Origin of the sequence: Nonomuraea mesophila, from assembly GCF_004352805.1 — a bacterium.
In the GTDB taxonomy this organism is placed as follows: Bacteria; Actinomycetota; Actinomycetes; order Streptosporangiales; family Streptosporangiaceae; genus Nonomuraea; species Nonomuraea longispora.
Genome location: NZ_SMLD01000090.1, coordinates 15676 through 38615, shown reverse-complemented (window position 1 = coordinate 38615; position 22940 = coordinate 15676). Strand labels below are relative to the sequence as shown.

Sequence of the window (22940 nt, the reverse complement as noted above, 5' to 3'; positions counted from 1 at the left end):
CCACGTGGACATTTTGAAGTCAGCATGAGTTGGGAAGATAAAAAACTCTTACAGTTGACCATCTTATCAAGGAGTGGATTAGTTTTTTTAGATGTGTATAAGAGACAGCGGGTACGGGGCAGGGTGGACCCGGCGGGGGTGAGGAGGTCGAGCCGCGCGACGGGCGTGTCCGGGGCGGTGACGAGCCGGTCGAGCATCAGGGTGACCAGGTCGAGCAGGTTCGTGGCGCGTTCCTCCCCGACCAGTTCCACGTCGTACTTGATCTCCAGGGTGAGCCGCTCGCCGGGGAAGGCCACCAAAGAGAGCGGGTAGTGCGGCGAGTCCGTGCCGGTGAAGCCGCGCAGGGCCGGCCCGGACCGCCCTCCCGCGCGTGCGGCGGGGAAGTTCTCCACCACGACCATGGTGTCGAAGAGGTCGCGGACCCCGGTGAGCCGGGCCAGTTCGGCGAGGCCGACGTGCTGGGCGTCGAGCAGGTCGCCCTGCTGCCGGTGCAGGCGGTCGACGATCCGGCCCAGGGTCTCCTCGGGCCGCCAGGACATCGGCACGGGGATGGTGTTGATCAGCAGGCCGACGATGGTCTCGACGCCGGGCAGCCGCCCGTCGCGCCCGGACACCGTGGAGCCGAAGATCACCTCGTCCCGCCCGAGCAGCCGGCCGAGCAGCAGGCCCCACGCCGCGTGCACGTAGGCGCTCAGCGTCACGCCGCGCTCGCGGGCCGCGGCGGCGAGCGCCCCGGCGGGCAGCTCGCGGTGGACTCCGGCGTGCCTGGACACCGTGTACGCGCCGGGGAAGAGGCGTGTCGCCTCGTCGACCCCGGCCAGCGCGTCCGCCCACACGGCGCGGGCGGCGGCCCTGTCCTGCCCCGCCACGGCCTCCACGTGGTCGCGGAACGTCACCGCGGGCGCGGGCAGCGCGGCGCCCCGCCCGTACGCCTCCACGACGTCGCCGAAGACCAGCGGGTACGACCAGCCGTCGGCGAGGATGTGGTGCATGGTCTCGACGAGCCGGTGGTCGGTGTCGCTGAGCGAGACCAGCGCGTAGCGCAGCAGCGGCGGGACCGCCAGGTCGAACGGCGCGGCCAGCTCGGCGGCGGTCAGCTCGGCCAGCCGTTCGCGGGCCTCGGCCGGCCCGAGCCCGCTCAGGTCGGCCGTGCGCCACGGCACCTCGACCGTCCCCGCGATCACCTGGACCACCCGGCCGTCGGCCACCTCCTGGAAGCTCGCCCGCAGGGCGTCGTGGCGGTGCACCGTCGCGGTCACCGCCCGCCGCAGCGCCTCGGGATCGACGGGGCCGGACAGCTCGGCCACCTGCTGCACCACGTACGTGTCGGTGTGACCGGCGCCGAAGGACGCGTGGAAGTACATGCCTTCCTGCAGCGGCAGCAGCGGCAGGATGTCGCGGGCGCCGGCGAACCGGTCGACGTCCTCCTGCGTGATCGCGACCAGGGGGAAGTCCGACGGGGTGTGCCCGGCGAGGCCGGCGCAGCGGGTGAGGGCCGTCAGCGCGGCCAGCCACAGCTCGGCCAGCTCGGCGACCTCCCCCTCCGCCAGGACGCCGGACGGCCAGGACAGCGTCGCCGAGAACACGGGGCCCTCCGGCCCGTCCTGGGCCAGGGCGTTGATCTCCAGCCCCATCGCGGGGTTGCCGGGGTGTACGCCCTCGCGCAGGGTTTCGCCGCCCGCGGGGAAACGGCCCAGGTAGTTGAAGAGGATCTGCGGTGGTCGCGGGAGATCGAGCCGGTCGAGGTGGCGCAGGACGCCGTGGCCGAGCCCGTTGCGCGGCACCGCGCGCAGCTGCTCCTTGACGGTCTTGGCGGCTCGGGCCAGCGCGGGGCCGGCCGTGGTGACCTCGTCCCAGCTCAGCGGCCCGGGATCGAGGCGTACGGGGTGGATGGCGGTGAACCAGCCCACCGTACGCGACAGGTCGGCGCCCCCGGCGAGATCCCCGTCGCGGCCGTGGCCTTCGACGCTGAGGAGCACGGCGGACCCGTCGCCGCGCCCGTGAACGCCCCGCCACCGGGCGAGCGCCACGGCGAACCCCGTCAGCAGCACGTCGTTGACGCCGCCGTGCATCGCGGCGGGTACGGCGCCCAGCAGGGCCGCGCTCGTCCCCACGGGCAGGGACACGGTCAGCGACCGTACGGTGGCGGCCGTGTCGGTGCCGGGGTCCAGCGGGCGGGTGCCCAGCGGCGGATCGTCGGTGGCCAGGACGTCGCGCCAGTGGCCGGTCTCGTCGCGGAAGGAGGGGCGGGCGTCCTGGACCGCCGACGCCCAGGCGCGGAAGGAGACCGGGACCGGGTCGAGCACGGGTTCGCGACCGGCCGCCAGGTCCGCCCAGGCGGCGGCCAGGTCGCCGGCGATCACCCGCCAGGAGACGCCGTCGATGACCAGGTGGTGAATGACCAGGAGGAGGTCGCCGTGCCCGGGACCTCCGTCGAACCAGACGGCCTGCAGCATGATCCCGCGCTCGGGGTCGAGCCGCCCGGCCGCCTCCTCCTCGGCCGGGCGACGCTTCGCCTCACTCGCAGGAGGCCCGTCCTGGCGGGTGCACAGCGGGGCCGCGTCGAACCCCTCCGGCGGCGGCACCGACAACGCCCAGGTGTCCCCGTCGCGGTCGAGGCGGGCCCGCAGCAGGTCGTGGCGTTCGCAGAGCGCCCGCACCGCGCGTTCCACCTGCCGCAGGCCGGCACCGGCCGGCACGGGCAGCACCATCGACTGGTAGAAGCGTTCCAGGGGCGTACGGGCCAGCATCGTCTCGGCGAGCATCGGCGTGAGCGGGACGACCCCGGTCGCGGGCACGCCCGGATCGGGTGTCTCCCCCGGCGCCCGCTGCGGGAGGGCGGCGGCCAGCGCGCGCACGGTGCGCCGGCGGAAGACGTCGCGCGGGGTGAGGTTCATGCCCGCCCTGCGCGCCCGGCCCGTCACGGCGATCGAGGAGATGCTGTCGCCGCCGATGGCGAAGAAGTCGTCGTCGACGCCGACCTCGGGCAGGCCGAGCACCTCGGCGTAGATGGCGGCCAGGGTCTGTTCCCGCTCCCCGCTCGGCTCGCTCCGCCCTCCGCCGCCGGGCGCGACGGGCTGGGGCAGCGCCGCCACGTCGAGCTTGCCGTTGACGGTGAGCGGCAGCTCGTCCACCACCCCGTACAGGGTGGGGACCATGTAGCCGGGCAGCCGTTCGGCCAGCGCCGCGCGCAGCTCGGCGGCGAGCTCGGCGCGGGCGGCGCCGGGCGCCGGGATGACGTACGCGACCAGCTTCTTCAGCCCCGGCACCGCGGGATCGGGCCGGGCGATCACGGCCGACTGCCGCACCCGCGGGTGGGCCGACAGCGCCGCCTCGACCTCGCCGAGCTCGACCCGGTATCCGCGGATCTTCACCTGGTCGTCGGCGCGGCCGAGGAAGTCGAGGTTGCCGTCCTCGCGCCGGCGTACGAGGTCGCCGGTGCGGTACACGCGACCGCCGGGCACGAAGGGGTCGGCGACGAAGCGGGCGGCCGTCTGCCCGGGCGCGTGCAGGTAGCCGTGGGCCAGGCCGGCGCCCGTCACGTACAGTTCGCCGGCCACGCCCGCGGGCACGGGCCTCAGCCACTCGTCCAGCACGTACGCGCGGGTGTTCCTGATGGGGCGGCCCACCGTCGGGGTGGCGCTGTCGCGGGTGCCCGCGCCGAGCGTGTTGATCGTGTACTCGGTGGGCCCGTACAGGTTGTACCCCTCGGGGCCGTCCGGCCGGCGCAGCCGGTCCCAGACGCTCTCGCTGACGGCCTCGCCGCCGAGCAGCACCAGGCAGGGCGCGTGCTCGCCGCCGAGCAGGCCCTCCTCGAACAGCAGGTGGGCGTAGGTGGGGGTGACGTTGACGACGTCGATCCGGTGGTCCTGGCAGTACGCGACGAGCGCGGTGGCGTCCCTGCGCAGCTCCTCGTCGCAGACGTGCACCTCGTGGCCCTCGACCAGCCACAGCAGTTCCTCCCACGACATGTCGAACGAGAACGACACCGTGTGCGCGATGCGCAGCCGCCGCCCCCCGGTACGGCGCGCGGTGGGGCCGAAGATCTCGGCCCGGTGGTTGAGCTGCATGTTGGTCAGCCCGCGGTAGGGCGTCACCACGCCCTTGGGCCGGCCGGTGGATCCGGAGGTGTAGATGACGTAGGCGGGCAGGTCGCCCGGCACGTCCACGGTGACAGGCCCGGTCGCGAAGGTGTCCCATTCGGGCGGCACGCAGCGCCCGCCGAGGCGCCGCTGGTGCCCGGCCAGCGCGGACCCGGGGTCGGCGCAGAGGAGCAGGACGGGCCGGGCGTCGTCGAGCATGGCGGCCAGCCGTTCGACCGGATGGTCGAGGTCCAGCGGCAGGTACGCGGCCCCGGCCCGCAGGACGCCGAACAGCGACACGACCATCTCGACGCCGCGGGGCAGCCCGAGCGCGACGATCGCGCCGGGGCCCGCACCTCGCGAGCGCAACATCCGGGCGCACTGGTCGATGCGGCCGTTCAGTTCGGCGTACGTCAGCCGCCGCTCGCCGAAGACGAGGGCGACCTCGTCAGGGCACGCGCGGGCCCGCTCGGCCAGCAGGTCGGCGATCGTCTCCGTGCCGATCGGGTGTTCGGCCCGCGTCCACTGCCGTGCCAGCTCGCCGCGTTCGTCGTCGAGCATCAGGTCCAGCGCGCCGGCCGGGACCGCGAGGCCGTCGGCCAGCGTCGTCAGCAGCCGGGTGAAGCGGCGTACCATCCGGCGGGCGTCCTGCTCGGGCACGTCGGGCCGGTACTCCAGCTTGACCCGCAGGTTGGCGCCGGGGGTGAGCACCCAGGTGTAGGGGTAGTGGGTGCTGTCGGCGTAGTCGACGCCGACGATGCCGTGCTCGCGTTCCAGGTCGGCGAACGTGGTGTCGGACAGGAAGTTCTGCAGCACGTACAGCGTGTCGAACAACTGCTCCTGGCCGCACGCCCGGTGGATGTCGCCGAGGCCGAGGTATTCGTGCGGCGCCAGGTCGACGCGGTCGTCCTGGGCGCGGCGGGCCAGGTCGAGCACGGTGGTGCCGGGCGTGGGCGTCACCCTGGCGGGGACGGTGTTGAGGAACAGGCCGATCACGTTCTCGATGCCGGGCAGCTCGGCCGGGCGTCCGGCCACGGTCGTGCCGAACACCACGTCCGTACGGCCGGACTCGTAGCCGAGCAGGATGCCGAGCGCGGCGGTCAGCAGCGCGTTGAGCGTGACGCCGCCCCTGGCGGCCTGCTCGGTCAGCCGCGTGGTGACCTCGGCGGGCAGCGCGGCGAGGACCCGCTCGGACGGCACGGGCTCGCGGCCGACGGCCTGCGGGGCCAGGACGGTCGGGTCCTCCACCCCCGACAGGGCCGCCCGCCAGGCGGCGGCGGAGGCGTCGCGGTCGCGCGTGCCGATCCAGGTGAGGTAGCCGGCGAACGTGCTCTCCGCCTCGGGCAGCGCGCCCCGGGTGCCGCCCGAGGCGTAGAGCGCGAACAGCTCGCGCAGGACCAGCTCGCGCGACCAGCCGTCCCACAGCAGGAAGTGCGAGGTCAGCAGGAGCCGGTCGCGCCCGCCGGGAAGGCGTACGACGGTCAGCCTGACCAGCGGCGGGCATGCCAGGTCGAACGGCTCCTCCCGGTCGGCCCGCGTGAGTGCGTCGAGCCGTTCCCGAGCCTCGTCCCCAGCTCCGTCCCGCGCCCCGTCCAGGTCACCGTCCCCAGCCTCGTCCGGGTCCCCGGTCAGGTCGGCGACCCGCACCTCGGCGGGCACGTGGGCGGCGATGAGCTGCGAGCCGCCGTCGGCGGCGAACCCGGCGCGCAGGGTGGGGTGGCGGCGCAGCAGCGCCGCGAACGCCTCCGTCATGGCGGGCACGTCGACGCGCCGGTCGAGGTCGAAGACGTTCTGCGCGATGTAGGTGCTGCTGCTCTCCGCGTAGGTCGCCTGGTAGTAGACGCCCTGCTGGAGCGGCGAGAGCGGCCACACCTCGCCCCCAGAAGCCGGCGCGGGGGCCGGCGCGGAGGGCGGCTCCGCCTCCCGCAGGGACGCGGCGAGCGCGGCGGGCGTACGCAGGCGGAACACGTCGCGGGTGGTGAGCTCGACGCCGTCTCCGGCGAGCAGGCTGACGAGGCGGATGGCGAGGATGCTGTCCCCGCCGACGGTGAAGAAATCGTCGTGCACACCGAAACCGTCGACGCCGAGCCCGTCGATGCCCAGCAGGGCGCCGGCGCGGGCGCAGATCAGCGCCTCCTCGGCGGTACGCGGCGGCCCGCCCCTGATGCCGCGTTCCGGGTCGGGCAGCGCCCGGCGGTCGCGCTTGCCGTTGGGCAGCACGGGCAGCCGGTCCAGCACCGTCACCGTCGCGGGCAGCAGGTGGTGCGGCAGGTCGGCGCGGAGCAGGGCGCGCAGCCCGGGGGGGTCCAGTTCCTCGCCCGGCGCGGCCACCACGTACGCGTGCAGCGCGCCTGCCCGCACCGCCACCGCCGCGTCGCCGACCCCGGCGCGGCGCATCAGCGCGGCTTCGAGCTCGCCCGGCTCCACCCGGTACCCGTTGATCTTCACCTGGTCGTCCGCCCGGCCGATGAACTCCACCCGCCCGTCAGGGGTCCAGCGTCCGAGGTCGCCCGTGCGGTAGAGGCGGTCGCCGTCGCCGAACGGGTCGGCGACGAACCGGTCCGCGGTCGTCCCCGGCCGGCCCAGGTACCCGCGGGCGAGCTGGGCGCCGCCGACGTAGATCTCGCCCGTCGCGCCGGACGGCACGAGCCGGAGCGCGGAGTCGAGCAGGTAGAGCCGCGTGCCCGGCATCGGCCGGCCCAGCGTCACCGGCTCCTCCGGGTCCACCTCGCCCTGGAGCACGTCTCCGGCGACCTCCGACGAGCCGTACGAGTTGACGATCCTGGCCCCCGGCGACGCCCGTCGCAGGGAGCGTACGCAGTCCTGGCCGAGCGGTTCGCCGCTGCAGATCCAGCGGTCGAGCGCGGCGAGCCGCTCGGGCGCCGTGTCGGCGAGCGCCGCGGCCAGGCTCGGCACGGCGAGCAGCTGGGTCGCCCCCGACCGCTCGACGAGCCGGGCCAGTGCCGCGCCGTCGCCGGCCTCGGCGTCCCCGGCGATGACCGTCGTCGCTCCCGCGACCAGCCCGCCGAGCAGTTCGGTCGTGCCGTCGATGAAGCTGAGCGAGCTCTTGGCCAGCCGCACGCGCGCGTCCCATGCCGTCGCCGCCCAGGCGAGGCGGCCGGCGAGCGCTCCGTGGGTGCCCACGACCGCCTTCGGCCTGCCGGTCGAGCCGGAGGTGTAGACGACGGAGACCGCGTCGAGCGCGGTCACGGGCGGGCCCGCGGCTGCCCGGCCCGTCGCGGCGGCCTCGACCGTGAAGGAGGGCAGGTCGTGCGGGGGCAACGTCCTGGCGCTCGCCTCGTCGGTGAGTACGCAGGCCGGGCGCGCGTCGCCGAGCATGAACTCGATCCTGGCCGCCGGGTAGCCGGGGTCGACGGGCAGGTAGGCGGCCCCGGCTCGCATGACGCCGAGCAGGGCCACGGCCGTGTCCGCGGAACGGCTCGTCGCCACCGCGACGATGTCGCCCCGCCGCACGCCGGCCGCGGCCAGCGTGCCGCACACCCGCCGGCTCCGCTCGTCCAGTTCGGCGTACGTGAGCGTGGCCCCGGCGGACACGACGGCGGTGCGCGCGGGGTGCTCGGCGACCTGTCGGGCGAACAGGTCCGGCACGGAGCCCGCGCCGCCTTCCCCTGGCCCGGTCCCGGTGACCATCAGGCGCCGGCGTTCTTCCCCGGTGACCAGCTCCACCTGGCCGCACGTCCGCGTGGGGTCCTCGGCGAGCGCGGCCAGCAGCCGCTCGTACCGGCCGATCAGCAGGTCGGCCGAGGCGTCCGGCACCAGCCGCCGGTCGTGGGTCAGCGTCAGCACGATCCGGTCGCCGGGCCTGGCCATCAGCGTCACGGGATAGTGCGGCGCCTCGACCGTCTCGATCCCGGAGATCGTGAGGTCGCCCTGCCCCGCGGGAGGCTCCGGGTAGTTCTCGACGACCATCAGCGTGTCGAACAGCGCGGCCACGCCCAGCCGGCGGTGCAGCGCGGCCAGGGGGACGTGCTCGTGCTCCATGACCTCGCGCTGCGTACGCGCGAAGCGGTGCAGCACGTCGGCCAGCGGGTCGGCCGGCTGCCAGCGCACCCTCGCGGGCACCGTGTTGATCAGCAGCCCGACCATCGCGTCGATGCCGGGCGGCTCCGATGACGCGCGGCCGGACACGGCCGAGCCGAACGTCACGTCGTCGCCGCCGGTCAGCCGCCCGAGGAGGATCCCCCAGGCGGCGGCGAGCACTGAACCGACGGTGAGCCCGTTCACCTGCGCCCATGTCCGCAGGCGGTCGCCGAGCTCGGCCGGCAGCTCCCGCCGGACCCGGCCGAACCCCTCGCCGCCGGATCCGCTGGTGGCGGGTCCGGCGAGCGCGTCGGCCAGCAGGGTCGGTTCCCGTATGCCCGCAAGGGCCTCGGCCCACACCTCGATCGCGGTGTCGGTGTCCTGGGCCGCGAGCGTCCTCAGGAACTCCCGGTAGGGCGGCGGCTCGGGCAACGGCCCGTCCTCGTACAGGGCCAGCAGGTCGCGCAGCAGCAGCGGCACCGACCAGCCGTCGGCCAGGATGTGGTGCACGGTGTGCACGAGGGCGTGCCGCCGCGGCCCGAGCCTGACCAGCGCGAACCGCATGGCGGGCGGCCGGGCGAGGTCGAACGGCGCCGACCGTTCGGCCGCGGCGATCTCCTCCAGGAGGGGCCGGGCGTGACCGGCGCCGCCGAGGTCCTCGCTGCGCCACGGCACGCGCGCGGGGCCGGCGATCACCGACACGATCTGCCCGTCGCCGGTGGTGCGGAAGGCCGCGCCCAAGTTGGGGTGGCGGCCGAGCAGCCGGTCGGCGACGGTACGCAGGCGCTCGCCGTCCAGCGGCCCGGTGAGCTCGATGATCTGCTGGACGACGTACGGGTCGCTTTCGGGGCCGTTGCCGGGGTTGAAGGTGGCGTGGAAGTACAGGCCGGTCTGCAACGGCGTGAGCGGCAGCACGTCCTGCAGCCCCGGTGTGTCGGCCTCGATGGCGCTCACGTCCGCCTGGTCCAGCCGGACGAGCGGGAAGTCGGACGGCGTGTGCCCGGCGACCGTGTCGCTGGTGGCGAAGTCGGTGAGGGTCCGCGTCCACAACGCGGCCAGTTCCCGTACCCGCTCGGCGTCGAGCACGCCTTCCGGCCAGCTGAACGTGGTCCGCAGCACCGGCCCGCCGGCCGTGTCGACGGCGACGGAGTTGATCTCCAGGACGCGCGGCAGCGGCATGCGCGGGTCGCGCCGCTCGGCCACGACCTCACCGCCGCCCGCCGGCCCGGCGACGGCCGTCCAGTCACCGGCCGTCCCGTCACCAGCCGTCCCGTCACCAGCCGTCCCGTCGGCGGTCGACCCGTCGGCGGTCGTCCCGTCGGCGGTCGACCCGTCGGCGGTCGTCCCGTCGGCGGGGGCGCCGTCGAAGCGTCCCAGGTAGTGGACGAGCACCTGTGGTGTGACGGCCAGGTCAGGGCGCGGCCGTTCGCCCAGGTAGCGCAGCACCCCGTAGCCGAGCCCGCGTTGCGGCACCCGCCGGAGTTGTTCCTTGACCGCCTTGACCGCCTCGCCCGGCGTCCCGGAACCGGGGTCGATCACGGCGGGGAACAGGGTGGTGAACCAGCCGAAGGTACGCGAGAGGTCGGCGTCGCCGACGGCCTCCTCCTCCCGCCCGTGCCCCTCCAGTTCCAGCAGCACCGCCGAGTCGCCGCCGCGCCAGCCGCCCACGGCACGCGCGGCCGCGGCGACCAGCACGTCGTTCACCCCGCCGTGCACGGCTGCGGGAACCGGGCCGAGCAGTCTCCCGGCGATCGCGGCGGGCAGCTCGACCGTGAGCGAGCGCTCCGTGGCCACCACGTCGCGCCGCGGGTCGAGGGGCCGCTTGCCGATCATCGGGTCGGGCGCCGCCGCGGTACGCCGCCAGTACTCCTCGCCGGAGCCGAAGTCGCACTCGCGCAACCGGGTCGCCCACTGCCGGAACGAGGTGGGCGCCTGGGGCAGCTCGACGGTACGGCCTTCGCGCGCCGCCTGCCAGGCCTGGGCGAGGTCCTCCAGGAGGATGCGCAGCGACACCCCGTCCACGACCACGTGGTGGACCGTGATCGCGAGCCGTCCCTGGTCGCCGCCTCCGGCGTCCAGCCAGACCAGGTCCAGCATGCGCCCGCCGGCCGGGTCGAGCCGTTCCGGGGCGGCGGCGACCTGCCGTTCCAGATCGGCCGCGGTCCCGGCACGGGTGACCACGTCGGCGGCCCGAGGCCGTCCCGGCGGCTGCACCGTGAGGGTCCAGCGGCCGGTGCCGGTCGTCCGCGCCCGCAGCAGGTCATGGGCGGCCAGCACCGCGTCGACCATGTTCTCCAGCTGGTCGCCGGTCAGCTCGGCGGGCGTGCGCACGGTCATCGACTGGAAGAAGCCGTCCATGGACGGGCCCACGTCCTGGAGCCACTCGGTGATCGGCGTCGGCGGCACCTCCCCGACCCCGCTCAACGGAGGCGCCGAGGCGGCGCTCACGTCGGTGACCGTGGCCGCCAGCGCGGCGGGGGTGGGATGGGCGAACACGTCGCGCGGGCGTACCGCGAGCCCGGCGCGCCGCGCCTGCCTGACCACGCCGATCGCGTCGATGCTGTCGCCGCCCAGGGCGAAGAAGTCGTCCTCGGCCCCCACGTCGCCCAGGCCGACGCGGGGGCCGAGGACCTGCGCGAAGACCTCGCACAGGACACGTTCGCGCTCGGTGCGGGGGGCGCGCGTGCGGGGGTCCCGCACGCGCGCCGGCCCGGACGGCCGGGGCAGCGCCTGCCGGTCCACCTTGCCGTTGGCGGTCAGCGGGAAACGGCCGAGGACGACGTACGCGTCCGGCACCATGTACGCCGGCAGCCGGCCGGCGCACCAGTCACGCAGTTCCGCGGCCGTGACGGGGTCGTTCGACCGCGCGTACCCCACGAGCCGCCGCCCGTCCTCGTCCAGCACGACGGCGGCCTGCCGCACGCCCGGGTGGGTGGCCAGCGCGGCCTCGACCTCCTCCAGCTCTAGCCGCATGCCGCGGATCTTCACCTGGTGGTCGGCGCGGCCGACGAACTCCAGCGAGCCGTCGGGGGCCCACGTGGCGAGGTCGCCGGTCCGGTACATCCGGGAGCCGTCGGCGGCGAACGGGTCGGCGACGAACCGGCCGCCGGTGAGCGCGGGCGCGTTGACGTAACCGCGGCCGAGCAGGAACCCGGCGGCGTACAGCTCGCCCACGGTGCCGGCGGGCACCTGTTCCAGGCGTTCGTCGAGGACGTACAGCCGGGTGTGGGGGTTGGGGCGGCCGATGGAGGTCGCGATGCGCTCGGCGGTGTCGCGGTAGATGACGTGCGAGACGCCGATGGTGGCCTCGGCCGGGCCGTACCCGTGGTAGAGCGTCGTCGGCAGCCGGCCGCGGAAGCGCTCGAACAGTTCGGGGGTGAGCACCTCGCCGCCGCACCAGACGTGCTTCAGCCCCGACAGCAGCGAGGTTTCGCGGTCCATCTCCAGCAGGACGTCGAGCATCGACGACACGAGGTAGACGAACGTCACGCCCTCGCGGGCGATCAGGTCCAGCAGGTACTGCGGGTCGCGTTCGCCGCCGGGCTCCGCGACCACCACGCGGCCGCCGCAGACGAGCGGCAGCAGGATCTCGTTGACGGAGATGTCGAACGACAGCGGCGCCTTGAACAGGGACGCGTCGCCGGGGCCGAAGCCGAGGACGTCCTCCACCTGCCAGAGCAGGCGGTGGCTGATCGCCTCGTGGCGGATCATGGCGCCCTTGGGCGTGCCGGTCGAGCCGGAGGTGAACATCACGTACGCCAGCCGGCCGCCCTGGATCGACACGGGCGGCGGCTCGGCGGGCTCGTGGGCGTACCGCCATGAGCCGAGATCCACCTCGCGCGGGCCCAGCGCGCGGACCGCTCCCGCCTCGGCCATGACCTGGTCGCGGCGTGCCCGCGGCCAGGCCGGGTCCACGGGCACGAACGCGCCGCCCGCCACCATGATCGCCAGTACGGCGACGACCATCTCGGCCGAGCGCGGGCTCGTGACGGCGACGACCTCCTCGGGGCGCAGCCCCTGCCCGTGCAGGTGCCGCGCGAGCTGGAAGACGCGGGCGCCGAGTTCGGCGTACGTCAGCCGCGCGCCGGGCGCGACGACGGCCGGCGCCCGCGGGGTCCGGCGCACCTGGTCGATGAACAGGTCCGCGATCGTGGTGATCCTTGCCGGAGTGTTCGTTTCCATGGCTGCCTAACGTGATGACGATGTGGGGGTGCGCGCCTCCCAGGCACGCCAGAGCTGCGCGTACCGGCCGCCCGCGGCGACCAGTTCCCGGTGCCCGCCCTGCTCCACGATCCGGCCGTGCTCCAGGACGACGACCCGGTCGGCTGCGGCGGCCTGGGTCAGCCGGTGGGCGACGATCAGGGTGGTCCGTCCCCGGGTGGCCGCGGCGGCGGACTCCTCCAGCATGCGCGCGCCGAGGCTGCCCGCCTCCGCGGTGGCCTCGTCGAGGATGGCGATCGGCGGGTCGACGAGGATCAGGCGGGCGAGGGCGAGTTGCTGGGCCTGGGCCGTGGTCAGCTCGTGACCGCCCTCGCCGACGACCGTGTCCAGACCGCCGGGCAGGGCCGTCGCCCAGTCCAGCGCGCCGACCGCGGACAGCGCGGCGGCGATCTCGCCGGCCGGGGCTTCCGGCCTGGCCAGGCGCAGGTCCTCGATGAGCGGGCCGGCGAAGACGTGAACCTCCTGGGTGATGATCGCGACGTGCGCGCGCAGCCGGTCGGGCGGCAGCGCCACGCCGCCGACGCTCACGGTGCCGGTCCCGGGACGCAGGATGCCGGCGGCGATCGCGGCGAGTGTGGACTTGCCCGCGCCCGTCGACCCGACCAGCGCGACGCTGGCGCCGGCGGGCAGGTTCAGGGAGACGCCGTGCAGCACCTCCGGCCCGCCGTCGTAATGGAAGCGCACGTCGCGCACCTCCAGCGCGGCACCGGCCGGCTTGCCATCGCCGCCGTCCGGATCCGCACCGTCCGGGTCCGCACCGTCCGGGTCCGCTCGGTCCGGGTCCGCTCGGTCCGGGTTGGCGCCGTCCGGGTTGGCGCCGTCCGGGTTGGCGCCGTCCGGTGCGAGGTCAACCACGCCGACCAGCCTGGCCAGGCTCGCCGCCGCCGCCTGCAGTTCGTCGAACGTGAACAGCAACATGCCGATGGGGTTGAACAGGCGGTGGAACAGCACGGCCGCCGCGGCGCTCTGGCCCACGGTGGCGGCTCCGGACCGGACGAGGAGGAAACCCACCACGAGGATCGCGGCCAGGCCGAAGAACTCGGCCCGGTTGATCCGGCCGACGAACCGGGTGAACAGCGTGAAGACCGACACGGAGATGTCGTGCACCTGGTGCGAGGCGTCACCGATGTCACGCAGCCGGCGCTGCTCCAGCCGGTAGGCGTGCACGGTCCGTATCCCCTGCATGTTCTCCACCAGCAGCCGCGAGTTGCCGGCCACGGCGTGCCGTTCCGCGGCGTACTTCGGCGCCGCCCGCGGCAGGTACCACCGCAGCGCCGCCACGTACAGCGGGACGGCGACCGCGCCGGCGAGCCCGAGCCGCCAGTCCATCCCGGCCATCGCCGCGATGCTCAGCACGCCCAGCAGGAACGCGGAGATCATCGTGGGGATGACGCTGGTGGCGGCCTTGCCGATGGCGGCGGTGTCGCTGCTCACCCGTGACAGCAGGTCCCCCTTGCCGATCCGCTCCAGCGTGGTGGCGGGCAGGGAGAGCGCCCTGGCGACCGTACGTTCGCGCAGGTCCGCGAGCATGTACCCGCACACCCGGCCCACGAGGTACGTGGCCGTGCCGGTGGCCACGCCGCCGACGACGGCCGCGGCCACGATGACGACCGCGATGGCGACGATCGCCGAGACCGGCGCGTTCTCCCTCACGCGGTCGACGAGCACACCGAGCGCGTACGCCGGCACCACCGACGCGGCGGCCCCCACGACGCCCACCAGCACGGCGAGCGTGCTGCCGAGCCACCGTGCACGGAGTTCGAGCCGCAACCACGCCCAGGTCCTGCGGGCGCCGGCGATGGGCAGTCTGTCCGATCCGGTCATCGCAGTACCGCCCGGTTGTAGTCGTCGTCGGAAACGGCCAGTCCGGCGTGGGTCCCCTCGGCGGCGATCCGGCCGCCGTCGAGGACCACGACCCGGTCCGTCATGGCGAGCAGGGCCGGGCTGCTCGTCACCACGACGGTGGTGAGCCGGCCGGAACCGGGGTGGCGCAGGGCGCGCAGCCCCCGGGCGATCTCGTGCTCGGTCACGGCGTCCACGGCGGTGGTGGGGTCGTGCAACACGAGGATCGAGGGACGCGCGGTCAGCGCGCGGGCCAGCGCCAGCCGTTGCCGCTGCCCGCCCGACAGGCCGGCCCCCCGCTCGGCGACGACGTGCGCGAGGCCGTCGGGGTGGGCGGAGACGACCTGGCCCGCGGCGGAGGCGGCCAGCGTGGCCTCGTCCAGCGGGCCGCCGGCGGTCACGTTCTCCTCGACGGTCCCGGTGAACAGGTCGGTGAGGTGGGGTTCCACCAGCAGCGCGCGGCGGGCGTCGGCCGGGCCGAGGTGCGCCAGGTGCGTGCCTCCGACGAGGACGCCGCCTTCGTACTCGTCGGGCGGTACCCGGCCGGACAGGATCTTGACGAGCGCCTCGCCGTCCGCGGATCGATGGGGCACCACGCCGACGAACTCGCCGGGGCGCACGTGCAGGTCGACCCCGTCGAGCGGGCCGTACCTGAGCGCCCGCAGTTCCAGGTCCGGGGAGCCGGTGCCGAGCGTCTGCGTGCCCTCGGGCAGCAGCGCGGGCGCGTCGAGGACCGTGGCGACGCGGTCGGCGGACGCCCTGGCCTCGGCGACCCAGCCGGGCGCGACGGCGAGCGTGCCGATGGGCTCCATCAGGAACTGCGCGAGTCCGATGACGGTGATGAGCTCGCCGACGGTGACGCGGCCGTTGAGCGCGTACCACCCGGCCAGGACCGCGATGCCGCCGGCCAGCAGCGCGCCGCCGGCCGTGGAGGCGGACAGGTACGCGCCCTGGGTGCGGGCGGCGCGTAACGCGGCCCGCAGGGACCGCCTGCTGACCTCGTCGTAGCGGCCGGCCGCCGCGCGTTCCGCGCCGATGCCGCGCAGCGGGCGCACCCCGCTGACCAGGTCGGCCGCCAGGGAGGTGGCCTCACCGGCGAGGTCCTGCTGCTCGGTGACCCGCCTGGTGATCACCGGGGACGCGGCCTGGAGCCCGAGCAGGACGAGGGGGGTCCCGACCAGCACGGCCAGCCCGAGCTGCACGTCGATCACCAGCAGCGCGGCGGCGCTCACCGCGGTCGCCGTCAGCGCGCCCGCGACGCGCGGCACGTAGTCGAGCAGGTAGGAGGTGTTGTCGGTGTCGGTCGTGGCCACGGTGAGCAGGTCACCGGCCCGGCGGTCGGTCCTGACGCCGCGCGGATGCATGATCTTGGAGGCCACCTCGACGCGCAGCAGGTGAGCCTCGTCGGCGATGGCGAGCATGAGCCGGCGGGCGCCGAAGCGGTAGGCCATGCTCAGCGCGGTGAACAACCCGGCCAGGGCGGCCACCCAGAGCACCAGGGCGCCGGCGTCCCCCGGGCCGATGGCCTGGTCGACGATCACCCCGATGAGGATCGGCACCAGCGACTCGCACACCATGTGCAGGCTGATGAGGCCGGTCCCCGTGCTGAGCTGCCACCGGTTGCGGGTCACCGCGCGCCACAGGACCCGACGGCCGGTCATGGGCCGCGTCACCGTTCGGCGGCCATGCTCTCGCGCAGGCTCTTCGGCCGCAGGTCCGTCCAGTGCTTCTCGACGTAGTCCACGCACTCCTGGCGTCCGCTCCGGCCGCCCTCGCCGAAGACCACCCGCCAGCCCCGTGGCACCTCCTTGAACGTCGGCCACAGGGAGTGCTGCTCCTCGTCGTTCACCAGCACGTAGAAGGTGCCGTTCTCATCGTCGAAGGGATTGTTGGACATCGTGACTCCTGACTGCGTGGCGGGAACGGGGAATGACCAGCGGGGTGTGGGTCTCGGGGTCGTCGATGATGCGGCAGGGCAGGCCGAACACGTCCTCGATCAGCTCGGCGGTGACGATCTGCCGGGGGTCGCCCTGCGCCACGACGGCGCCCGCCTTCATCGCGATGATGTGGTCGGCGTACCGGCAGGCCTGGTTGAGGTCGTGCAGGACGGCCACCATGGTGTTGCGCTGCTCCCGGTTCAGGCGCAGGCACAGTTCGAGCAGCTCGATCTGGTGGGCGATGTCGAGGAACGTGGTCGGCTCGTCGAGCAGCACGATCGAGGTCTCCTGCGCGAGCACCATCGCCACCCAGACCCGCTGGCGCTGGCCGCCGGAGAGCGTGTCGACCGGACGCCCGGACAGGTCGGTGACGCCGGTGGCCGCCATCGCGCCCGCCACGGCCGCCTCGTCCCTGGCCGACCACTGCCTGATCAGCTTCTGGTGCGGGTGACGTCCCCGCGCGACCAGGTCGGCCACGGTGATGCCCTCCGGCGCGATCGACGACTGCGGCAGCAGGCCGAGCCGCCTGGCGACCTCCTTGGCCGGGTAGGAGTGGATGTCCCTGCCGTCCAGCACCACCTGTCCCGCCGCGGGCTTGAGCAGCCGCGACAGCGCCCTGAGCAGGGTGGACTTACCGCAGGCGTTCGGGCCGACGATCACGGTCAGCGCGCCGTCGGGGATGTCGAGGCTGAGGTGCTCGCTGATCGGCCGCTGGTCGTAGCCGAGGGTGAGGTCCCTGGCGCTCAGTCTCATGAGCTCGCCTTCCGCATCGGCCCGGTCAGCAGCCAGGCGAAGTAGAGGCCGCCGAGCAACACCGTCACCACGCCCACGGGGAGCTGGGTGGGGGCGAACGCGCGCTGGCCGAGCCAGTCGCTCGCGGTCAGCAGCAGCGCGCCCATGACGGCCGAGGGCGCGAGGGACACGCCCGCCGTACGCGCGAGCAGGCGGGCCAGTTGCGGGGCGGCGAGCGCGACGAACGAGACCGGCCCGGCGGCTGCGGTGGCCACGGCGGTCAGCGCCACGCCGACGACGAGGTAGAGCAGCCTGGCCCGTTCCGTGCGCACGCCGAGCGCGGCGGCGGACTCGTCGCCCATCGCCAGCAGCGACAGGCGCGGCCCGAGCGCCAGCAGGCATCCCGCGAGCAGGACGAGCGCGGCGGCCACGGGCGGGACGTGCTCCCACTTCACCGTGTTCAGGCTGCCCTGTCCCCAGATGGCCGCGGCGGCCGCCAGGCGCAGGTCGGCCTTGATGACGAACCACTGGTTCAGTGAGGCGAGGACGGCACTGATCGCGATCCCCACGATGATGAGCCGGAACCCCTGCACACCCCGCCGGTACGCCAGCAGGTAGACCACCAGGGCGGCCGCGAGCCCGCCGGCCAGCGCGCCCGCGGCGGTCTCGTAGTAGCCGCGGCCGGCCAGCACCATCGTGACGAGCACCCCGGTGTAGGCGCCGGTGTTGAACCCGATCACGTCGGGGCTGCCGAGCGGGTTGCGCAGCAACGACTGGAAGACGGCGCCGCTCAGCCCGAGCGCCGCGCCGATGAGCAGGGCCATCAGCACGCGCGGCAGCCGCCACTCCACGACCACCAGGCGGGTCGCGCCCGCCCCCTGCCCTGCCAGGGCCTGGATGACCTCGCCCGGCGGCACCTCGAACTCGCCGGTGCCCAGCCCGAGCACGGCGAACGTCGCGGCGGCGAGGCCGAGCGCGGCGCAGACGAGCACCGTGCGCACGCCGAACCTGACGGACGCGCGGGGCCGGCGCAGGATGACGACCCGGTGGCCGAAGTCCACCCCGCTCACGAGCCCGTCACCGCCCGCCGGCGGATCAGCCAGATCAGCACGGGCGCCCCGAGGAACGCGGTGACGATCCCGGCCTGCAATTCGCCGGGGCGGATCAGCACGCGTCCCGCGACGTCGGCGCAGAGCAGCAGGATCGGGGCGCAGACCACCGTGTACGCGAGGATCCACCGCTGGTCGGGCCCGACGATCCGGCGCACGGCGTGCGGCACCATCAGGCCGACGAACCCGATCGGGCCGACCGCCGCCGTCGCCGCCCCGGTCAGCAGCGCCACCGACACCACCGACAGCACGCGGGTCCTGGTGACGCCGGCGCCCAGCGAGCGGGCGAGGTCGTCGCCCAGCGCGACGGCGTTGAGCGAGCGGGCGGCGGCGAACGCCAGGACCAGGCCCGCCAGGATGAACGGCGCCACCGCCTCGGCGATGGCGGACGGGCGCCCGCCGAGCGTGCCGACGTCCCAGAAGCGCAGGTAGTCGAAGGCGCGCGGCTTCAGCAGCCGGATACCGGCCGACACCCCCTCCATGACGGCGCCGAGGGCCACCCCGGCGAGCGTCAGCCGGAGCGGCGACGCCTCACCGCGCCCGATCGAGCCGAGCGTGTAGACGAGGACCGTGGCGAAGGCCACCCCGGCGAACGCGAACCACACGTACGACCAGATGGACGTGAGGCCGAGCACCCCGATCGCGAACACCACGAACAGCGCCGCCCCCGCGTTCATCCCGAGGATCTGGGTGTCGCCCAGCGGGTTGCGCGTCACCGCCTGGATGAGCGCTCCCGAGACGCCGAGCGCGGCCCCCACCAGCAGCCCGAGCACGGTCCTCGGCACCCGCAGCTCCCGCACGATCGTGTGGTCGTCGCTGTCGGCGGCGTGGGCGAAGGCGTCCCACACCGTGCCGGGGGCGATGTTCTTCGTGCCGACGGCGATGCTCAGCAGGCACGCGGCGGCCAGCGCCGCCACGAGCACGAGCAGCCAGCCGCCGCGTCCGGCGTTGCCCCCGGCGACGCCCGCCGGCCGGTCCGCCGGCGGGGCCGGCCGGCGATCGGAGAGGATCACCCCGTCGCCGCCCTGGCCCGCCGCGTGTGGCCGGCCAGCAGCGCGTCGCGGATCTCACCCGCCCGTACGGCGGTGGCGGACAACAACGTCGAGGTGAGGCCGTGGGTGTGCTCACCCGCGCCCTGCAGGTAGATGCCCGCCGTCACGTGCGCGGGCGTCTCGACGCGGTAGTCGCGGCCGATCATGAGGCGGTCCTCGTCGTCGCGCAGACATAACTTGGCGGCCTGGCCGAGGACGGTGCCGATGTCCTGGGGCCGGTATCCCGTGGCGTGGACGAGCAGGTCCGCTTCGAGCACCTCGTGCTCGCCGGTGGGCAGATATTCCACCGTGACGTCGAGTCGGTCGCCGTGCTCGCCCACCTCCCGGATGCGGGAGGCGCGCAGGACGCGCAGCCGCTCGCCGCCCTGGACCTTCTCCCGGTACATGGTCCGGTAGAGGGACTCGATGAGGTCCAGATCGACCACCGAGTAGTTGGTGCCGCGGTGGTAGTCGAGCAGGGACTGCTTGATCGCCGGCGGAGCGCCGAAGAAGGTGTCCACGGCCTCGGGGTCGAAGATCTGGTTGGCGAAAGGGCTGTCATCGGCGGGGGTGTAGCCGTATTTGGCGATGACGGCGCAGACTTCCGCGTCGGGAAAGGTGCGGTGCAGGTAGTCGGCCGTCTCGGCCGCGCTCTGTCCGGCGCCGAGCACCAGGGCCCGCCGCACGGGGACACCGGCCTCCTTGAGCGCGGCCACCCGGGGCAGCAACTCGCTGTTGTGCCAGACCCGATCGGACACGACCGTCCCGGGTGGCAGGTGCGGCTCCAGCCCGGTGGCGACGCAGAGATCGCGGGCCCGCCGCACGGTGGTGCGCCCCGGACGCTCCGGATCCCTGCTGACCACGTCGAACGCGGGCACCTCGCCGTCCTGCGCGGTCACCGGCTCGACGGACACGACCTCCTCGGAGTAGGCCACCAGGTCGCGCACCCGCTCGGCCGCCCACGCGAAATAGGCGTGGAACTCGATCCGCAGCGGGAAGAGCGTCTTGTGGTTGAGAAAGTCCACCAGCCTGCCCGAGTCCTTCAAGAAGCACAGGAAGCTGAAGTCGCTCGCGGGATCGCGCAGGGTGACCAGGTCTTTCAGGAACGACACCTGCATGGTGGCGTCGTCGAGAAGCATCCCCTTGTGCCAGCCGAAGCCGGGCTGCTTCTCCAGGAACCGCATGTGGAGCCGCTCGGGTGCGGGGACCCGGGCGTTGTGCTCGCGCAGGGCGATCGCCAGTGCGAGATTCGATGGGCCGAAGCCGATTCCCAGGATGTCGTAGGTGCCGTCACGTCTGCTCAGCAGTGTCTCCACCGAGGCATCGCCTCCCTCTGCGGCACGATGCTAGATTAGGTTAGCCTAACCTTGCAAGGAAGGATCTCCGCCCCGAAGCGAGGCCTCGCGCGCGTCACGGCCGGCGTGCGAAACGGACGGCAAGTGGCTTTTCGAGACCGCTCCCACCGGGAATAGCCGATTCAAGATCGATGAAGACGGGGGTGAGCGCATGCCGTTGGACGTGGCGGCGCGGGAGGCGTTCCTGGCGGAGCCGCACATCGCGAGCCTCGCCGTGGAGGCCGGCGAAGGGCGGGGGCCGTTGACCGTGCCCGTCTGGTACGACTACCGGCCCGGCGGCGAGATCCGGTTCCTGACCGACGGCGACTCGGTCAAGGCCCGGCTGATCGCGAAGGCGGGCAGGTTCACGATGCTGGTGCAGCGGGACAGCCCCACCTACCGGTACGTGTCGGTGGAGGGTCCGCTCGTGCGCTCCGACCCGACGACACTGGAGGATCTGACCCGCATCTCGGCACGCTACCTGCCGCCCGACGCCGTGTCCGGCTACGTGCAGGGCTCCGACCTGCACGCGCTCGTCACGTTCAGGATGCGGCCGGAACGCTGGCTCTCCGCCGACCTGGGCGCCCTCGGCTGAGCGGAACCGGTATTTTGGCCACGTGACTGCTATCGACCCCACCTCGACCGGCGCGTTCGGCGTCGGCCTCGCGACCATCGCCTCCGACGGCACCGTGCTCGACACCTGGTTCCCCGCACCCGAACTGGGCGACGCGCCCGTCTCGGGCACCGAGCGGCTCCCCGCCGGCGAAGCCGGCGAACTGGCGGACTCGGCCGGGCCGGACGCAGCGCGGGGCGTGGAGGTGGTGGCGGTGCGCACCGGCATCGCCAAGCTCTCCGAGGCCCCCGTCGACGCGCACGACGTCTACCTCCGGCTGCACCTGCTCTCCGCGCGCCTGGTCAGGCCGCGCGCCGTCAACCTCGACGGCATCTTCGGCCTGCTCGCCAACGTCGTGTGGACCAGCGCCGGCCCCTGCGCGGTGCCGGACTTCGAGCAGACCCGCCTGCGGCTGCGAGCCAGGGGCGCGGTGACGGTCTACGGCGTCGACAAGTTCCCGCGGATGGTCGACTACGTGCTGCCGTCCGGCGTGCGCATCGCCGACGCCGACCGGGTCCGCCTCGGCGCGCACCTGGCCAGCGGCACCACCGTCATGCACGAGGGCTTCGTCAACTACAACGCCGGCACGCTCGGCGCCTCCATGGTCGAGGGCCGCATCTCGGCCGGCGTCGTGGTCGGCGACGGCTCCGACGTGGGCGGCGGCGCGTCCATCATGGGGACGCTGTCGGGCGGCGGCAAGCAGGTCATCTCGATCGGCGAGCGCTGCCTGCTCGGCGCGAACGCCGGCATCGGCATCTCACTGGGCGACGACTGCGTGGTGGAGGCCGGCCTCTACGTGACGGCGGGCACGAAGGTCGCACTGCCCGGCGGCCGGGTGGTCAAGGCCGCCGAACTCTCGGGCTCGAACGGCATTCTGCTACGCCGCAACTCGCAGTCCGGCGCAGTAGAGGCAGTGCCCCGCGACGGCGCCACCGTCGAACTCAACGCCGCCCTGCACGCGAACTGATCCCCACCACCGCACCTTTACGGCTTCGCCCGGTGCAAATATCACCGTACCTTTCCGACTCCGCCCGCCCCAGCCACCCGCCGTGAGTGGCTGGGGTTTTTTCCGTCGAACACCGCCGATCGCCGTAACAAACCATCATCCTTTACGGCTCCGCCTGGTTGAACCACCCACCGTAAGTGGCTGAGGACCCTCCAGGAAACGGCCGCTGACCCTTCACCGGCGTGCCGCCGTAACGAACCGCGCAGTGCGCCCACTCCGTGGTTCGGTAACCAGGTCGGAAAACGACGCGCAATTGCCCGATTGCTCGTCCGTAAGGGCGGGGGCCGAGCGCCACCACGGTCCCCGACCTGATGCTTGCAGTCCGTCAAGGCTGGGATACTGACGGAGATGCTTGGTAACGAGGTGATGCGCGTAGTGGCGGCGGCTGTCGTTGATCAGGGGCGTCTGCTCGTCGTCAGCAAGAAGGCCGCGCCGGAGACGTTCTACCTGCCCGGGGGAAGCCCGAGGACGGGGAGAGCCCGCAGGACACCCTGGTGCGGGAATTGAACGAGGAACTCGGCGTCGCACCGCGCGGCATGGGCCTGCTCTGCGAGGTTGAGGACATGGCCGCGCTCGAAGGCGTGCCCATGCGTATGACGGTGTTCACGACCAGCCTGGTCGGCCGCCCGCAGCCCGCCGCCGAGCTTGCCGCCCTGGGATGGACCGATGGCCGTGATGGTTACGGACCTCGCCTGGCCCCGGCCGTCCGCAACCATGTGCTTCCCCTGCTCGCCCAGGCGGGAGCTCTTGTACGTGACCATCACGAGATGTGAGCCGGAACTATCCGCGCGCTGACGCCGCCCGGATACGGTGCTTGTTCCATCACCCGGCCATGTGAAGGCATGACGATCCAAGCGCAGACCGTCGTCACTACGCGAAGGCCAATCGTGCCCACCGCGCAAGACACAAGGCCCAACTTCCGACGAAAGCGGACCGGGCCCGTCTCGAAGATCCCGCGAACGGCCAACCGTCGAACCACGGGGCGGGCCCAC

Annotated in this window: 10 protein-coding genes and 1 pseudogene; 3 read left to right on the top strand and 8 right to left on the bottom strand. The window is 73.7% G+C overall.

The features are described 5' to 3' along the window. The 8 genes from E1295_RS28865 to E1295_RS28830 all read right to left on the bottom strand — a co-directional run. Positions 1–12305, bottom strand: a 12305-nt coding sequence (locus tag E1295_RS28865; RefSeq protein ID WP_132634627.1) for a non-ribosomal peptide synthetase, incomplete at its 3' end; no start/stop codon positions are given. Between the two features lie 6 nt (positions 12306–12311). After that, positions 12312–14168, bottom strand: a complete 1857-nt coding sequence (locus E1295_RS28860) for an ABC transporter ATP-binding protein (protein ID WP_132634625.1) — start codon at positions 14166–14168, stop codon at positions 12312–12314. Continuing rightward, positions 14165–15847 carry an ABC transporter ATP-binding protein gene (locus E1295_RS28855; protein WP_132634623.1) on the bottom strand — a complete coding sequence of 561 codons (1683 nt, stop codon included), beginning with the start codon at positions 15845–15847 and terminating at the stop codon, positions 14165–14167. Before E1295_RS28855 ends, E1295_RS28860 begins: the two co-directional genes overlap by 4 nt. Positions 15848–15855: 8 nt before the next feature. Beyond that, positions 15856–16083: an MbtH family protein gene (locus E1295_RS28850; protein ID WP_132634621.1), complete on the bottom strand. Its 228-nt coding sequence runs from the start codon at positions 16081–16083 to the stop codon at positions 15856–15858. Further along, the gene (locus E1295_RS28845; protein ID WP_132634619.1) at positions 16058–16876 is read right to left on the bottom strand and encodes an ABC transporter ATP-binding protein; all 819 of its coding nucleotides are present in this window, start codon (positions 16874–16876) and stop codon (positions 16058–16060) included. Before E1295_RS28845 ends, E1295_RS28850 begins: the two co-directional genes overlap by 26 nt. Beyond that, the gene (locus E1295_RS28840) at positions 16873–17925 is read right to left on the bottom strand and encodes a FecCD family ABC transporter permease (RefSeq protein ID WP_132634617.1); all 1053 of its coding nucleotides are present in this window, start codon (positions 17923–17925) and stop codon (positions 16873–16875) included. Before E1295_RS28840 ends, E1295_RS28845 begins: the two co-directional genes overlap by 4 nt. Then, positions 17922–18977 (bottom strand): FecCD family ABC transporter permease, encoded by a 1056-nt coding sequence (locus tag E1295_RS28835; RefSeq protein WP_246080463.1) that lies wholly within the window; start codon positions 18975–18977, stop codon positions 17922–17924. The genes E1295_RS28840 and E1295_RS28835 overlap by 4 nt, the downstream gene beginning before the upstream one ends. Beyond that, a complete protein-coding gene (locus E1295_RS28830; RefSeq protein ID WP_132634615.1) occupies positions 18974–20311 on the bottom strand; it encodes a lysine N(6)-hydroxylase/L-ornithine N(5)-oxygenase family protein in 1338 nt (445 codons plus the stop codon). The genes E1295_RS28835 and E1295_RS28830 overlap by 4 nt, the downstream gene beginning before the upstream one ends. Before the next feature lie 190 nt (positions 20312–20501). Between E1295_RS28830 and E1295_RS28825 the strand changes: the two genes are divergently transcribed. From E1295_RS28825 to E1295_RS28815, 3 genes and pseudogenes are all read left to right on the top strand, one after another. Beyond that, entirely contained in the window at positions 20502–20924 is a 423-nt protein-coding gene (locus E1295_RS28825) for a pyridoxamine 5'-phosphate oxidase family protein (RefSeq protein ID WP_132634613.1), read from the top strand. A gap of 22 nt (positions 20925–20946) precedes the next feature. Further along, a complete protein-coding gene (gene dapD / locus E1295_RS28820; RefSeq protein ID WP_132634611.1) occupies positions 20947–21909 on the top strand; it encodes a 2,3,4,5-tetrahydropyridine-2,6-dicarboxylate N-succinyltransferase in 963 nt (320 codons plus the stop codon). Positions 21910–22406: 497 nt separating this feature from the next. Further along, positions 22407–22721: pseudogene (locus E1295_RS28815) on the top strand (NUDIX hydrolase); the annotation flags it as partial. Positions 22722–22940: the final 219 nt, after the last annotated feature.